General features: G+C 61.8%; 18 protein-coding genes. 8 read left to right on the forward strand and 10 right to left on the reverse strand.

The window, feature by feature from the left end:
- Positions 1-37: 37 nt before the first annotated feature.
- Positions 38-802 carry an AraC family transcriptional regulator gene (locus CAF87_RS16125; RefSeq protein ID WP_085733801.1) on the reverse strand — a complete coding sequence of 255 codons (765 nt, stop codon included), beginning with the start codon at positions 800-802 and terminating at the stop codon, positions 38-40.
- Between the two features lie 132 nt (positions 803-934).
- Between CAF87_RS16125 and CAF87_RS16130 the strand changes: the two genes are divergently transcribed.
- Positions 935-1750: a UDP-2,3-diacylglucosamine diphosphatase gene (locus CAF87_RS16130; RefSeq protein ID WP_007958385.1), complete on the forward strand. Its 816-nt coding sequence runs from the start codon at positions 935-937 to the stop codon at positions 1748-1750.
- A gap of 117 nt (positions 1751-1867) precedes the next feature.
- Here the strand turns inward: CAF87_RS16130 and CAF87_RS16135 are convergent, their stop codons facing one another.
- Positions 1868-2458: an HD domain-containing protein gene (locus CAF87_RS16135; protein ID WP_085733800.1), complete on the reverse strand. Its 591-nt coding sequence runs from the start codon at positions 2456-2458 to the stop codon at positions 1868-1870.
- A 24-nt stretch (positions 2459-2482) separates the two neighbouring features.
- Positions 2483-2794, reverse strand: a complete 312-nt coding sequence (locus tag CAF87_RS16140) for a DUF962 domain-containing protein (protein ID WP_085733799.1) — start codon at positions 2792-2794, stop codon at positions 2483-2485.
- 168 nt (positions 2795-2962) lie between these two features.
- On the opposite strand from CAF87_RS16140, the gene CAF87_RS16145 reads away from it, so the two are divergent.
- Entirely contained in the window at positions 2963-4024 is a 1062-nt protein-coding gene (locus CAF87_RS16145) for an AraC family transcriptional regulator (RefSeq protein ID WP_218189730.1), read from the forward strand.
- Here CAF87_RS16145 and CAF87_RS16150 read toward each other — a convergent pair.
- Positions 3981-5435, reverse strand: a complete 1455-nt coding sequence (locus CAF87_RS16150) for a TrkH family potassium uptake protein (protein WP_085733797.1) — start codon at positions 5433-5435, stop codon at positions 3981-3983. The two genes, CAF87_RS16145 and CAF87_RS16150, sit on opposite strands and share 44 nt — an antisense overlap.
- A gap of 121 nt (positions 5436-5556) precedes the next feature.
- Between CAF87_RS16150 and CAF87_RS16155 the strand changes: the two genes are divergently transcribed.
- Entirely contained in the window at positions 5557-6123 is a 567-nt protein-coding gene (locus CAF87_RS16155; protein WP_085733796.1) for a nitroreductase family protein, read from the forward strand.
- Positions 6124-6137: 14 nt separating this feature from the next.
- Here the strand turns inward: CAF87_RS16155 and CAF87_RS16160 are convergent, their stop codons facing one another.
- From CAF87_RS16160 to CAF87_RS16185, 6 genes are all read right to left on the reverse strand, one after another.
- Positions 6138-7478 carry a HAMP domain-containing sensor histidine kinase gene (locus CAF87_RS16160; RefSeq protein WP_085733795.1) on the reverse strand — a complete coding sequence of 447 codons (1341 nt, stop codon included), beginning with the start codon at positions 7476-7478 and terminating at the stop codon, positions 6138-6140.
- A gap of 67 nt (positions 7479-7545) precedes the next feature.
- On the reverse strand, positions 7546-7995 hold the full coding sequence (locus tag CAF87_RS16165; RefSeq protein WP_085733794.1) for a Spy/CpxP family protein refolding chaperone: 450 nt from the start codon (positions 7993-7995) through the stop codon (positions 7546-7548).
- Positions 7996-8136: 141 nt separating this feature from the next.
- The gene (locus CAF87_RS16170) at positions 8137-8814 is read right to left on the reverse strand and encodes a response regulator transcription factor (RefSeq protein ID WP_085710405.1); all 678 of its coding nucleotides are present in this window, start codon (positions 8812-8814) and stop codon (positions 8137-8139) included.
- Positions 8815-8821: 7 nt separating this feature from the next.
- Positions 8822-9232 (reverse strand): translation initiation factor 2, encoded by a 411-nt coding sequence (locus tag CAF87_RS16175; RefSeq protein WP_085733793.1) that lies wholly within the window; start codon positions 9230-9232, stop codon positions 8822-8824.
- Positions 9233-9341: 109 nt separating this feature from the next.
- Positions 9342-9641 (reverse strand): YciI family protein, encoded by a 300-nt coding sequence (locus tag CAF87_RS16180; RefSeq protein WP_085733792.1) that lies wholly within the window; start codon positions 9639-9641, stop codon positions 9342-9344.
- A 1-nt stretch (position 9642) separates the two neighbouring features.
- The gene (locus tag CAF87_RS16185) at positions 9643-10239 is read right to left on the reverse strand and encodes a septation protein A (RefSeq protein ID WP_085710410.1); all 597 of its coding nucleotides are present in this window, start codon (positions 10237-10239) and stop codon (positions 9643-9645) included.
- An 87-nt stretch (positions 10240-10326) separates the two neighbouring features.
- On the opposite strand from CAF87_RS16185, the gene CAF87_RS16190 reads away from it, so the two are divergent.
- From CAF87_RS16190 to CAF87_RS16210, 5 genes are read left to right on the forward strand one after another with little or no spacing between them, the layout of a single operon-like run.
- Positions 10327-11190 carry a PHP domain-containing protein gene (locus tag CAF87_RS16190; RefSeq protein WP_085733791.1) on the forward strand — a complete coding sequence of 288 codons (864 nt, stop codon included), beginning with the start codon at positions 10327-10329 and terminating at the stop codon, positions 11188-11190.
- 13 nt (positions 11191-11203) lie between these two features.
- A complete protein-coding gene (locus CAF87_RS16195; protein WP_139831754.1) occupies positions 11204-11833 on the forward strand; it encodes an L-threonylcarbamoyladenylate synthase in 630 nt (209 codons plus the stop codon).
- Between the two features lie 60 nt (positions 11834-11893).
- Positions 11894-12652: a ScpA family protein gene (locus CAF87_RS16200; protein WP_170929667.1), complete on the forward strand. Its 759-nt coding sequence runs from the start codon at positions 11894-11896 to the stop codon at positions 12650-12652.
- 11 nt (positions 12653-12663) lie between these two features.
- Complete coding sequence (gene scpB, locus CAF87_RS16205; RefSeq protein ID WP_085733789.1) at positions 12664-13671, forward strand: SMC-Scp complex subunit ScpB; 1008 nt, start codon at positions 12664-12666, stop codon at positions 13669-13671.
- Positions 13672-13673: 2 nt separating this feature from the next.
- Positions 13674-13865, forward strand: coding sequence for a DUF1289 domain-containing protein (locus CAF87_RS16210; RefSeq protein WP_085733788.1), 192 nt, complete (start codon positions 13674-13676; stop codon positions 13863-13865).
- Positions 13866-13919: the final 54 nt, after the last annotated feature.

The following is a 13919-nucleotide window of genomic DNA, read 5'->3' on the forward strand; positions in this document are numbered from 1 at the left end:
ATTGAAGCCGGAAACGACCCATAAGTCTGTCGGCAGACTATCGACTTTTGTCGTCAGCCTCGCGTCGCAATTGTGTGGGAGAGGTCCCGAACTCGCGCAGGACGGCGGCCGAAAACGCACTTTGCGATCCATAACCGACACGGCTGGCGACTTCACCGATGGGCAGCGTGGATTCCCGCAACAGCTTGACGGCCTTGTGCAGGCGTCGACTGCGTATGTAGTCCATGGGTGTCTGACCGCATTCGGCGACGAACCGCGCATGCAATCGGGCGCTGGATAGTCCGGCGACACGCGCCAGATCCGCGACCTGCAGGGGGTAGGCCGCGTACTGCTCGATGTGCGCATCGAGGGCTGCGTAGGGCAGGCGACGTGCGCAAACCTCGGCAGGTTGCGCATGGTTCAGGCTCGCCAGCAACAGCACCGCGCCCTGTTGCGCAATCAGCGGATCGCTCACCGGACTGTTCGCCAGCCAGTTGACCAGTTGGCCTTGCCCGGCATCCAGCGACAGACGCGCGGCGTTATCCAGCAGACGGCGGCTGGCATCGGCATGATCGCCCAGCGAGCGCGTCAGCCATTGCTCGTCTGGCACGTCCAGCACCAGACAACGGCTGCCCTTGGGACTGCCGCACGCGTGATGCGCGCCGGAGGGAATCACCACGAAGCTCTGCTGCAAGACCTGACTGCCGTGCCCTTCGACCTCGAAATCCAGCGCGCCGGACAGGCCGAACACCAGTTGCGCGTGGTCGTGACTGTGAACGATCAGGTCGTGGGTGTAATGGCGCAGGGTCAGGATCGGTTGCATGGCGGTCTCCGGGCGAGCCGCCAGTCTACACCGGCGCGAGAGCGCCGCGTTTGTCACAGGACTGACGCACACCTGTCATGGTCGATTAACCGGGCTCGCGCACAGTGGCGAAAACATCGCAGAGGGTTGCCCATGACCAGCGCCGAGCTCGCCAGACCCAGCCGTAAACAAAGGGTTCGCACCTTGTGGATCTCCGACGTGCACTTGGGCACGCGGGATTGCCAGGCCGAGCATCTGTCGCAATTTCTCAAGGGCTATCACGCCGACAAGATCTATCTGGTTGGCGACATCATCGACGGCTGGAAACTGCGCGGCGGCATGTATTGGCCCCAGGCGCACACCAACGTGATCCGCCGCTTGCTGACCATGAGCAAGCGCGGCACCGAGGTAATCTACGTCACCGGCAACCATGACGAATTCCTGCGCCGCTATTCGAAGCTGATCCTGGGCAACATCCAGTTGGTCGACGAAGCCGTGCATGTCACCGCCGATGGCCGGCATCTGCTGGTGATCCACGGTGACCAGTTCGACGTGATCACCCGCTATCACCGCTGGCTGGCCTTTCTCGGCGACTCGGCCTACGAATTCACCCTGACCCTCAACCGCTGGCTCAATCACTGGCGGGCGAAATACGGTTATGGCTACTGGTCGCTGTCTGCCTATCTCAAGCACAAGGTGAAGACGGCGGTCAGCTTCATCAGCGACTTCGAAGAAGCCATCGCCCACGAATGCGTGAAGCGCGAGTTGCACGGCGTGGTCTGCGGGCACATTCACCACGCCGAGATCCGCAAGGTCGGCGAGGTGGATTACCTCAACTGTGGCGATTGGGTGGAGTCGTGTACGGCGCTGATCGAGCACTGGGACGGCACGATCGAGTTGTATCGCCTGGCCGATGCACAGGCGCGGGAGGCCGAACTGAAAGCGGCGAAGGTTGCCGAGCTGGCCTGAGCGACGGCCCCTGTGGGAGCGAGCTTGCTCGCGAATGCAGTACATCAGACAAAGCAGTATTGACTGACACTCCGCATTCGCGAGCAAGCTCGCTCCCACAATGGATCGGGATTGTCTTTATGCGGGGGTGTGCTCTTCCATCGCCGCTTTGTAGATCGAGTTTTTAGGCTGGGCGAACAGCCTTTCCATCATCGGCTCGAAGAAGCTCAACGGCAGGGTGTCGTACTCGGGGTCGAACGCCGCCGCGTCGTATTTCGCGCAGAACTCCGCGGTCGCCAGAAACTGCGGGTGGTCGCTGAACTGCTCGCGCAGGTGCCGATCCATGCCCAGGTGATGGAAGAAGTAATAGCCCTGGAAGATTCCGTGCTTTTCCACCATCCACAGGTTCTCTGCGCTGACGAACGGTTTGAGAATGGCGGCGGCGATGTCCGGGTGATTGTAGGAGCCGAGGGTGTCGCCGATGTCGTGGAGCAGGGCGCAGACCACGTATTCCTCGTCACGCCCGTCGCGATATGCACGGGTGGCGGTTTGCAGCGAGTGGGTCAGGCGATCCACCGGGAACCCGCCGAAATCACCTTCGAGCAATTTCAGGTGCGCCATGATCCGGCTCGGCAACTGACGGGCGTAGGCGCTGAAGTCCGCCGCGATGATCGCCCAGTCTTCCTGCGTGCCGTCCTTCATGTGGGTGAAACGGGCATTGGCACTCATCGGCAATCCTCTTGGTCAGGGTTTCTAGAACGCCACGCGACCCAGGATCATGTCGCGGTACATGACGAAATCCCCCAGCAGGCTGTACAGCGGATGCTGGAATGTCGCCGGCCGGTTCTTCTCGAAAAAGAAATGGCCGACCCAGGCGAAGCTGTAGCCGGCCAGCGGCAGGGCCAGTAACAGCAGCCAGGCGCCCTGGGCGATGGTCATTGCGAGAATGAAGATCACCAGCGTCGTGCCGATGAAGTGCAGACGACGGCAAGTGCTGTTGCTGTGCTCGCTGAGGTAATACGGATAGAACTCGGCGAAGCTGCTGAAATGCTTGATGGATTCCACGACCGCTATCTCTGTGATTGTTGTTCTGACGGCAAGTTGTTCGGCGGGTAGCTTATTTGAGTCTAGAGTGATCATTGGCGTCGGCCAGTGACAATCGGCGCCACTTTACTATCCTTGGGAAATTGGCCGTAGTATGTGGCTCACCATGTCATCCAAGAAAAAAGCGCCATGAGCGAACGAACGACATCTGCAAGCTGGGCAATGGGGATTGTCAAAGCACTGGAAATGGACGGCCTGGATTGCCGGGTTCTGTTCAAACAGCTGGGGCTCGACTACGCGGCGCTGGAGGATCCGGACGCACGCTTCCCGCAGGATTCCATGACCCGACTCTGGCAACGGGCGGTCGAGCTGTCCGGTAATCCCGCCATCGGTCTGAATATGGGCAAGGTGGTGCGACCTGCTTCGTTCCATGTCGCAGGCTACGCGCTGATGTCCAGCAACACCCTGGCCGAAGGCTTTCAGCGACTGGTGCGTTATCAGCGGATCATTGCCGAAAGTGCCGACTTGAGTTTTCGCCTGCTCGACGAAGGTTATGCGCTGATTCTGACGGTGCACGGCGATCATCTGCCGCCGACCCGTCAGAGTGCCGAAGCCTCGCTGGCTTGCGCGCTGGCGCTGTGCGGCTGGCTGACCGGGCGCACGCTGCACCCGCGCAAAGTGCTGGTGCAGGGCGATGAGCCCGATGATCTCGAACCCTATAAACAAGCCTTCCATGCACCGCTGGTGTTCAACGCGCCCTATGACGCGCTGATCTTCGAACGCGCCGACATGGAAGCACCGCTGCCTACCGCCAACGAGGCTATGGCGCTGCTGCACGACCGCTTTGCCGGAGAATATCTGGCGCGGTTTTCCGAAAGCCGCGTGACCCACAAGGCACGCCAGGTGTTGTGTCGTCTGTTGCCTCAGGGCGAACCCAAACGCGACACTGTGGCGCAGACCCTGCACCTGTCGCAGCGCACTCTGCAACGGCGTCTGCAGGAGGAGGGCACCAGTTTTCAGCAGTTGCTCGATGACACTCGCCGCGAACTCGCCGAGCAATACCTGGCACAGCCAAGCATGACCTTGCTGGAAATCGCCTATCTGCTGGGGTTTGCCGACCCGAGCAATTTCTTCCGTGCCTTCCGCCGCTGGTTCGACACCACGCCCGGCGATTACCGGGCGCGCTTGCTCGATGCACCGAACACGATCAGTGACGCCAGAACGCCGGAATACACAGCACAAACACCGTAATGATCTCCAGTCGGCCGAGCAGCATGCCGAACGACAGAATCCACTTGGCGGCGTCGGGCAGCGAGGAGAAGTTGCCCGCCGGCCCGATGGTTTCACCCAGCCCTGGGCCGACGCCGGAAACTGTGCTGGCGGCGCCGGTCAGCGCCGTCATCCAGTCCACGCCCAGCAACGACAGCAGCAGGGCGATCACGCAGATGGTGATGGCGAAGAAAAACGAAAAGGTCAGGATCGAACGGACGATTTCTTCGTCGAGGCGATGACCGTTGTACTTCTGCTTGATCACCGCGCGCGGGTGGATCAACTGATTGAGGTTGGCCTTGAGCAGAATGTAGGCGACCTGGAAACGGAAGATCTTGATCCCGCCCGCCGTCGAGCCGGAACAGCCGCCGACGAAACCCAGATAGAAGAACAGCATCAGCGAGAAATTGCCCCACAGGCTGTAATCCCCCAGTGCAAAACCGGTGGTGGTGACCACCGAGGTCACGTTCAGCGCCACATGGCGCAGCGCGTCCAGCCAGTGCAGGTCGGTGGTCCACCAGTACCAGGTGCCGAGCACCAGCCAGGTCACCAGCAACATGCCGAGCAAACCCTGCACCTGTTGATCCTTGATCAGTGCCCGGCGGTTGCCGCGCATGGTCGCGACATACAGGGTGAACGGCAGGCTGCCGAGGATCATGATCACCACCGCCACCCAGTGCACCGCCGGTTGCGTCCACTTGGCCAGGGACTGGTCGGAGGTGGAAAACCCACCGGTGGAAATCGCCGACATCGCGTGGTTGATCGCGTCGAACGGGCTCATCCCGGCCCACCAGAACGCCAGACTGCCGAGAATGGTAATACCCACATAGGCCGCCACGATCAGTCGCGCCACCATGTGCGAGCGGGGCATGACCTTTTCCGAGCGGTCTGAGGATTCGGTCTGGAACAGGCGCATCCCACCGATACGCAGTAGCGGCAGAATCGCCACCGCCATGCCGATGAAGCCGATGCCGCCGAGCCAGTGCAACAGCGAGCGCCACATCAGGATGCCGGGAGACATGGTGTCCAGGCCGCTGAGAACGGTCGAACCGGTAGCGGTGATGCCGGACATGCTTTCGAAGAACGAGTCGGTGTAGCTGATGTGCTGGGTCAGCAGAAACGGCAGCGCGGCGAAAATGCACACCACCAGCCAGCTGGTGACGGTCAGCAGGTACATGTCGCGGGGGCGCAGGTGAATGTGTTCCGGGCGTCCAGGGATCACCAGGGCCAGGCCGGCGACGAAGGTGATCATGCTCGCCCAGAGGAACGACGGCAGATCGCCGGTGCGCTCGAAAATCACCAGGGTGGCCATGGGCACAACCATGGCGATGGCCAGGGTGATCAGGAAGATGCCGATGATGAAACCAATGATCCGTAAGGTCGGCAACGCCATGAAGTCCGCTCGGGCTGATGTGGGAAGGGCGCCATTCTACCTGCGGGGCAAGGCATGTAAACCGACGCGGCCGGATCACTTGCAGCTAGAATAGCCGGACATTTTTTTCAGGAGGTGGCCGATGCAGGCTCTCGACGCTTTGCTCAACCGTGTTTCCGTTCCACGACTGATCGATCCGGCCCCCACCGCCGAACAGCGCGAAGTGCTGTTTGCCGCCGCGACCCGTGCACCGGATCACGGCCATTTGCAGCCGTATCGTTTCCTGACCGTCGAAGGCGCGGCGCGTGAGCAGATGGGCGAGTTGCTGGCCGAAGCGGCGCAGATGCAGGAAGGCGAAGTCACTGAAGCGATGATCGACAAGGCGCGCAACGGCCCGCTGCGGGCGCCGCTGGTGGTCGTGGTCATCGCCAGATTGCAGGATCACGTCAAATACCCGAAGGCCGAGCAGTTGCTGGCGGCGGGCTGTGCGGCCCACGGCATTCTGCTGGCGGCTTACGCGCAGGGGATTGGCGCGGTGTGGCGCACCGGTGATCTGGCTTATTCGAAACACGTCGCCAAGGGCCTGGGCCTGACGAACGATGAAGAGGTGATTGCGTTCCTTTACCTTGGCACGCCGCAGAAAGAACCGCGCGTGGCGGAGAAGGTTGATCTGGCCGAGTTTGTCAGTGCCTGGCCGGGTAAAGCCTGACACTGAAAACACCATCAGGGCTGGACAATCGCCCCCGGCTCCAGCGGCAACTCAAGACTGGCCACAAACCCGCCCTGCGGGTGATTGGCCAGTACCAGCGTTCCGCCATGGCGCTCCGCCGCCCGCCGGGCAATCGCCAGGCCCAGTCCATGGCCGGCAGAGGTCTGCCCCGGTGCCCGATAAAACGGTTCGCCCAACTGGCTCAAATGCTCGGCCTGCACCCCCGGGCCGTGGTCGCGCACGCTGACCACGATTCGCTCGCCCTGACGTGAAGCCTGCATTTCAATCGACTGCCCCACCGGATTGAAGCGCTGGGCGTTGCGCAGCAGGTTGTCCACGGCGCGTTCGATCATGGTCGGCCAGCCGGTCAGATTGAGCTGCGGCTCGGCCTCAAGGCGCACGGTCTGCTCCGGCGAGCCGAGTTGCGCGTCCTTTTGCAGGGTGCCCAGCAGGGCATTCAGATCAACGGCTTCGGCACTGGCATTGTCGGCATCGACCCGTGCCAGCACCAGGATTTCACTGATCAACGCTTCCAGCCGGTCGCACTCGCGGGTCAGGCGTGGCCAGAGTTTTTCACGTTCTTCCGGGCTTGCCCGTTCGGCCAGTGCCAGGGCGATACGCAGCCGCGCCAGCGGTGAGCGCAGCTCATGGGATACGTCGCGCAGCAACTGGCGCTGGCTGCCGATCAGGCTTTGCAGGCGTGCGCCCATGCGGTTGAAGTCGTTGGCGAGTACGCCGAACTCATCCCGGCGGTTGGCCAGTTTCGCCAGGCTGTTCTGCTGATAGGTGGTCTGTCCCAGGTCGTGCACCGCGCCGCGCAATCGGTTGAGTGGGCGAGTAATGGAGAGTGTCACCAAAAGGCTGAACAGGGTCAGCACCACCAGCGCGATCCCCAGCGCACTCAATGGCCAGAGCAGACTTTCGCGATGCCAGGCGTCGAGTTCCGGATGCGGGATGCGATAGATGAACAGGTAGGTGTCACCGGTCTTTTCGCTGGTGAACTCATCGGTCAGGCGCCGCCAGGGCAGGCGTCGGTCATCGTTGTTCTGCCGTGCCTCGAACGCCGCCGCGCGGCGGGGGAAGGTGCCGCGCACCACCGGGTCGCCGCTTTCGTTCAGCACCTGGACGTCGATGTGATACTGGCGTTTGCGCTGCTGGAGGATGTCCTGAGCGGCGTCCTCGCCCTGGGATTCGTAGGTCTGCGTCCAGTCGGCAGCCAGCGTATTGAGCCCCGGATGGCGGCTGAGGATCCATGCGTCCTGATTGAGCATGTGCCCCAGCAGGATGGAAAGCCCCGCAACCAGAGCGATGGCCAGCCAGAAGCTCGCGAGAATACGCCAGAACAATGAACGCACAGAAAATCCTCAAACAAAGAAAACCCAACGGCGGTGAGCCGTTGGGTCGGGGCGTGACGCTAGAGCATTATTGCGCCTTTTGCGGCTGTTGCGCTTTCCAGGCCTTGAACTCGGCCCATTCGGCGCGACGCTCGGCCTGTTTCTTCTGGATCTCGTCGAATTTCTTCTGTTGATCCGGTTTCAACACGGCGCGGACATCGGACTCGGCTTTCTTGTGGTTGGCCGCCATCTCGTCCTTCATGGCTTTCTGGTCGGCTGGCGAGAGTTTCTCCAGGTATTTCTCGACCGTCTGCTTACGTTCGTGCATCTGCTCGCCCATGATCTTGCGGATCTGCTCGCGCTGTTCACGGGAGAGGTCCAGCTGGCTGTACGGGCCTTTGCCGTGCATGCCGTGCATCTGACCGCCGTGGCGCCAGCCACCGTCCGGTCCGCCCATCGGGCCACCATCCTGCGGCACGGCCATGGCGACGGTTGGCAGAGCGGCAGCGAACATCAGAGCGATAAGAGTCTTGCGCATGGTGTATCTCCTTGTCTCGTTCCCGGTACGTTCCGGATGAGTACAGATTACGGAGATCAAGGTCAGCGGCGGTCAGCGCTGGGTAAAGCTTGGGTAAAGACGCTTTGTCATCGAACTGACAAAGCGTCCGCGTGCGGGGTTTCAGAGGCTGTAATAGTAGCCACGGCTGCGCAGGGCCACGATGCGCGGGCGGCCGTCGGCGTGGGGGCCGATCTTCTTGCGCAGGTTGCTGACGTGCATGTCCAGGCTGCGGTCGTACAGGGTCAGCTTGCGGCCGAGGGCGATCTGCGCCAGTTCCTGTTTATCCAGCGGCTCGCCCGGCTGCTTGAGCAGCGCTTCGAGCAGGCGGCTCTCGGAAACGGTGAGGGTGAATTCCTTTTCGTCGATGCTGACCACGCCACGCACCGGGCTGAAGCTCAGATCGCCCAGCTCGAGCTGAGTCGACACGGCGGCCGGATGACTGCGGCGCAGCACGGCACGCAGGCGGGCGGTAAGCTCTCGCGGATCGCAGGGTTTGGCCAGGTAATCGTCGGCACCCAGTTCCAGACCGAGGATCCGGTCCAGCGGTTCGCCACGGGCCGAAAGCATCACCACCGGCAGATCGGCGTGTTCACTGCGCAATTGCTTGAGCAGTTCCAGGCCGCTGCCATCGGGCAGCATCACGTCCAGCACCACCGCGGCGGGGGCGGATTCGGCCAAAGCCTTGCGGGCGCTCTGGCCATCGTGGCAGGCACGGACCTGAAAGCCTTCCTGGCTCAGCCAACTGCTCAGAAGCTCACACAGCTCCTGGTCATCATCAATCAGTAACAGCTCGCTCATGACTCACTCAATTTAGCCATTGTCGACGTTTTCGACTTGCACCACTGGCAAAGATACCGCAGAGCAGGGCCAATAGCGCTACCCCGGCGCCGGTGACGAACCATTGCTGCTGTTCGGTCAGCAGGCGCGGCAGCGGGCTGGCCTGGGCTTCCTTGAGTTGCAGCTTCAAGCGCTGGTTCTCCTGGCGCAACCGGGCAAGCTGGGCGCTTTCGCGGGTGTTGTCGGCATCCTGCAGTTGTTTGCTCAGTACTTCCCGCTGCTGCTCGCTGGCCTTCAGGCGCTGCTGCAACTCGGTGATCTGGCTGCCGGCGCTCAACGAAAGCGGCGTGGAATTGCCGCTTTCGGTGCTTTCTTCACCATGGGCGGGCGCCACGATCGACAACGTGACCAACATCAGACACAACGGACCCTTGCGCATCGCGACTCCTGTTACCAAATGGATATTGGGCAGGTTGTCGGCCGGCAAACGAGAATAATGAGCGATTGAGAACGCGATGAACCGACAAGGTTCATCGCGTGGGGAAGGATTACGGCAGGACTTGCTTGAACGGCTTCACGACAACGTTGGCGTAGACACCGGCGGCGATGTACGGATCGGCGTCGGCCCAGGCCTGTGCAGCGCTCAGGGATTCGAATTCGGCAACGATCAGACTGCCGGTAAAACCCGCTGCGCCCGGATCATTGCTGTCGACCGCCGGGTGCGGGCCGGCCAGGACGATGCGGCCTTCGCCCTTGAGCACTTGCAAGCGTTCAAGGTGGGCCGGGCGGGCGGCGAGGCGCGCGTCCAGGGAGTTGGCGACGTCGGTGGCAATGATTGCGTAGAGCATGTCAGTCCTCGGTTTTTGGTGTTGTGGTATCGGCGTCGTGCAGGTGACGGGACAGGTAAATGCCCTGGGCGACCAGGAACAGCACGGTCAAGCCCAGGCTGCCGAACACCTTGAAGTCCACCCAGTAGTCCTGGAAGGTGAACGCGACGAACAGGTTGGCAGCGCCGCAGAACAGGAAGAAGCCGATCCAGGCAATGTTCAGTCGGGTCCAGACGGCGTCCGGCAGGGTCAGCGCGTGGCCCATGATGCGCTTGATCAGCAGGCGGTCACCGATGAAGTGGCTGCCGATGAAGGCCAGGGCGAACAGCCAGTTGACCACCGGGGCTTTCCACTTCAGGAAGGTTTCGCTGTGGAAGGCCAGGGTCAGGCTGCCGAACACAAGGCAGGCGATCAGGGTCAGCCACTGGCTCTTTTCCAGCTTGCGCTGCTTGATGAAGAGCGCGCCATAGACCACCAGGGAGCTGATGATCAGCACGGCGGTGGCGCTGTAAATGCCGCCTACGGTCAACTCATGGCCGGCAACGTCGACGGTGCGGGGATCGAGTTTGTAGACGATGAAGAACAGCAGAAGCGGGATGAAATCGATGAATTGTTTCACAGTGAGAGCCAGAAGCTGGATGTGGCGGCATAATAACAAACATATGGGCGCGCGATAGCGCCAGCTGATTTGAGGTTACACATCCCCGTGAATGTTGATTTGCACTGCCACAGCACGGCCTCCGATGGCGCCCTGGCGCCTGCGGCACTGGTTGCGCGTGCGTTCGAAAACGGCGTGCGAGTCCTGGCCCTGACCGATCACGATACCCTCGAAGGCCTCGCCGAGGCGCGCATTGCGGCCATGGAGCTGGGAATGCAACTGGTCAACGGCGTCGAGCTGTCCTGCACCTGGGGCGGTGCCACCATTCATGTGCTGGGCTATGGTTTCGACGTCAACGCCGCACCGTTGGTCGAGGCGATTGCGAAGCTGCACGATGGCCGCTGGCTACGGTCTGAAGAAATAAGCCGCAAGCTCGCCCTCAAGGGCATGCCGAATGCGCTCGACGGCGCGCGGCAGATCCAGCAGGAACTGGGCGACAGCGGCAACGCGCCGGCCCGTCCGCATTTCGCCGACTGGATGGTGCGTGAAGGTTTCGTCAAGGATCGCGCCGAAGCGTTCCGCAAATGGCTCGGCGCCGGCAAGCTGGGGGACGTCAAACAACACTGGCCGTCCCTCGAAGACACCGTCGGCACGCTGCGCGCCGCCGGGGCCTGGGTCAGCCTGGCGCATCCCTGGCACTACGATTTCACCCGCAGCAAGCGCCGAAAGCTGATTGCCGACTATATTCAAGCAGGCGGACAGGCGATCGAGGTGGTCAACGGCCATCAGCCTGCGGAACAGGTGGGCAGCCTGGCGATCCTTGCCCGTGAGTTCGGTCTGCTGGTCAGCGCCGGCAGTGATTTTCATGGCCCTGGAGGCTGGTCGGAGATCGGCCAGTACCGGCCACTCCCTGAGGACCTTCCACCCCTGTGGTGTCGGTTCAAACATGACACAGTTATTACCGCCGTCTGAACAGGTAGAGAATGTGAGTCAATTTTTCCAGATCCATCCGGAAAACCCGCAAGCGCGCCTGATCAAACAGGCGGTCGAGATCATCCGCAAGGGCGGGGTGGTGGTCTATCCAACGGACTCTTCCTACGCAATCGGTTGCCAGATCGGCGACAAGAACGCCATCGAGCGCGTTCGACGCCTGCGTCAGCTCGACGAAAAGCACAACTTCGCGCTGATCTGCAGCGACCTGTCGCAACTGGGCAATTACGCCAAGATCGACACCGGGACCTTTCGAATCCTGAAAGCCCACCTGCCGGGACCGTACACCTTCATTCTCAACGCCACTCGCGAAGTGCCGCGTTTGTTGCTGCATCCCAAGAAACGCACCATCGGTCTGCGGGTGCCGAGCCATCCCATCGCGTTGGCGCTGCTGGCCGAACTGGGCGAGCCGCTGATGAGCGTGACCCTGATCATGCCGGGCGAAGAAGACCCGCTGAGCGATCCGTACGAAATGCGCCAGTTGCTCGAGCATCAGGTGGACCTGATCATCGATGGCGGTTCCGGCGGCATCAAGGCCTCCACCGTGATCGACCTCACGGGCGATGATCCGGAAGTGATCCGCGTCGGTTGCGGCGATCCGGCTCCATTCATGGTCGAGGCCTGAATGTCCGCAGTGGAAACCGTTGATCCCCAGGCCGGTGCCCAGCAGGAACTGCCGTTTGCCATGGTCTATGGCCAGGCGGTCACGGAAATGCCGCTGGACCTGTACATCCCGCCGGACGCCCTTGAAGTCTTCCTCGAAGCCTTCGAAGGCCCGCTCGACCTGCTGCTGTACCTGATCCGCAAACAGAACATCAATATCCTCGACATCCCGGTGGCGGAAATCACCCGTCAGTACATGGGCTATGTCGAGCTGATGCAGTCGGTGCGCCTGGAGCTGGCCGCCGAATACCTGGTGATGGCGGCGATGCTGGCCGAGATCAAGTCGCGGATGCTGTTGCCCCGGGCCGAAACCGTCGAAGAGGAAGAGGAAGACCCGCGGGCCGAACTGATCCGCCGACTGCAGGAATACGAACGCTTCAAGGCCGCTGCCGAAGGCATCGACGGACTGAGCCGGGTCGGCCGCGACGTGATCGTGCCCAAGCTCGACGCCCCGGAAGCCCGGGCACGCAAACTGTTGCCGGACGTGGCGCTGGAAGAGATATTGATGTCCATGGCCGAAGTGCTGCGCCGTGGCGACATGTTTGAAAGCCATCAGGTCAGCCGCGAGGCACTGTCCACCCGAGAACGCATGAGCGATGTGCTGGAACGGCTCAAGGGCGCCGGGTTTGTGCCGTTCGTCGAGCTGTTCACTGCCGAGGAAGGCCGGCTCGGCGTGGTGGTGACCTTCATGGCGATCCTTGAACTGGTCAAGGAATCCCTGATCGAGCTGGTGCAGAATGAGCCGTTCGCCGCGATCCACGTGCGAGCCCGAGCCGAATAACGAGTCCCGATATGAACCTGAGTGAACCCCGCGAGCTGGCGCCCCTGCTTGAAGCCTTTCTGTTGGCCTCGGGAAAGCCGCAGACCCTTGAACGCCTGTACGAGTTGTTCGAGGAAGGCGAACGGCCGGAACCGTCGGTCTTCAAGAAAGCCCTGACCCTGCTCGGCAAGTCCTGCGAGGGGCGAGCGTTTGAGCTCGTGGAGGTTGCCTCCGGCTATCGCCTGCAGATTCGCGAGAAGTTCGCGCCATGGGTCGGCCGACTGTGGGAAGAGCGCCCACAGCGTTATTCCCGAGCCTTGCTGGAAACCATGGCGCTGATCGCCTATCGCCAGCCGATCACCCGAGGCGAGATCGAAGACGTGCGAGGCGTGGCGGTCAACACCAACATCGTCAAGACGCTGATGGAGCGCGAGTGGATCCGCGTCGTCGGTTATCGCGACGTGCCGGGCAAACCGGCGATGTTCGCGACCACCAAACTATTCCTCGATCATTTCAACCTCAAGAGCCTCGACGAATTGCCGCCGCTGGCGGAGTTGCGTGAGATCGAGCCGGATCCGGTGCTCGACTTCGACGACGCTCCCGTACCTGCAGGCTTGCAGGAGCAGGCCGATGCCAGCGCCGAGCCGGAAGAGCCGAAAGAGGAAACCAGTTTCCACAGCTTGCTGCTGGAACTGGACAGCATGGAGGAGGGGATCAAGACCGACTTCGACGACTTGCTGCGTGATGTCGCGGATGGCGAGCCGATGCCGTCGGGGTTTGAGTCCGATTCGCTCGAACCGTCGGTCGAGGCAGAGGCCGAAGCAGAGCCGGAGGTCGATTTTGAGCCTGAGTTTGAGCCCGAGCCTGAGCAGGAAGACGATGTGCTCGGCGTGGCTGAAGCCCGGGAAAAACTGCTGGCCGCTGTCGCCCGCCTCGAACGACCCGCACCAGAACCTGAGGAAGAACTGAGCGAAGAAGAAGCCGAAGCCCGCGCCCTGGCCGAAGCCATCGAAGCCGAACGCCGCGAGTTCGAAGATTGAGCATGAGCTCGACCAAAGACCCGTGCATCAGCCTATGCAAGTTCAGCGACGACGTCTGCCTTGGCTGCGGTCGCAGCAAGCGCGAGATCAGGGCCTGGAAGAAACTCGACAAGGACGACAAGCGCACGGTGCTCGCCGAAGCTTCGCTGCGCCTGATCAAGCTCGGCGCCACCGGTCGGCGGAAAAAGAAATAACCTGGCCTCGATCGACTAGTCTCTGATGCGCGAACGAACACATCCGCGTATGAT

Source organism: Pseudomonas sp. R38(2017) (genome assembly GCF_002112395.1).
Classification (GTDB): domain Bacteria; phylum Pseudomonadota; class Gammaproteobacteria; order Pseudomonadales; family Pseudomonadaceae; genus Aquipseudomonas.

Bases quoted from the DNA above. Each gene is read 5' to 3' on its own strand.
- CAF87_RS16125 (WP_085733801.1), bottom strand. From the start codon at position 802: ATGCAACCGATCCTGACCCTGCGCCATTACACCCACGACCTGATCGTT.
- CAF87_RS16130 (WP_007958385.1), top strand. From the start codon at position 935: ATGACCAGCGCCGAGCTCGCCAGACCCAGCCGTAAACAAAGGGTTCGC.
- scpB (WP_085733789.1), top strand. From the start codon at position 12,664: ATGAACCTGAGTGAACCCCGCGAGCTGGCGCCCCTGCTTGAAGCCTTT.
- CAF87_RS16145 (WP_218189730.1), top strand. From the start codon at position 2,963: ATGAGCGAACGAACGACATCTGCAAGCTGGGCAATGGGGATTGTCAAA.
- CAF87_RS16210 (WP_085733788.1), top strand. From the start codon at position 13,674: ATGAGCTCGACCAAAGACCCGTGCATCAGCCTATGCAAGTTCAGCGAC.
- CAF87_RS16170 (WP_085710405.1), bottom strand. From the start codon at position 8,814: ATGAGCGAGCTGTTACTGATTGATGATGACCAGGAGCTGTGTGAGCTT.
- CAF87_RS16155 (WP_085733796.1), top strand. From the start codon at position 5,557: ATGCAGGCTCTCGACGCTTTGCTCAACCGTGTTTCCGTTCCACGACTG.
- CAF87_RS16175 (WP_085733793.1), bottom strand. From the start codon at position 9,232: ATGCGCAAGGGTCCGTTGTGTCTGATGTTGGTCACGTTGTCGATCGTG.
- CAF87_RS16180 (WP_085733792.1), bottom strand. From the start codon at position 9,641: ATGCTCTACGCAATCATTGCCACCGACGTCGCCAACTCCCTGGACGCG.
- CAF87_RS16165 (WP_085733794.1), bottom strand. From the start codon at position 7,995: ATGCGCAAGACTCTTATCGCTCTGATGTTCGCTGCCGCTCTGCCAACC.
- CAF87_RS16135 (WP_085733800.1), bottom strand. From the start codon at position 2,458: ATGAGTGCCAATGCCCGTTTCACCCACATGAAGGACGGCACGCAGGAA.
- CAF87_RS16150 (WP_085733797.1), bottom strand. From the start codon at position 5,435: ATGGCGTTGCCGACCTTACGGATCATTGGTTTCATCATCGGCATCTTC.
- CAF87_RS16200 (WP_170929667.1), top strand. From the start codon at position 11,894: ATGGTCTATGGCCAGGCGGTCACGGAAATGCCGCTGGACCTGTACATC.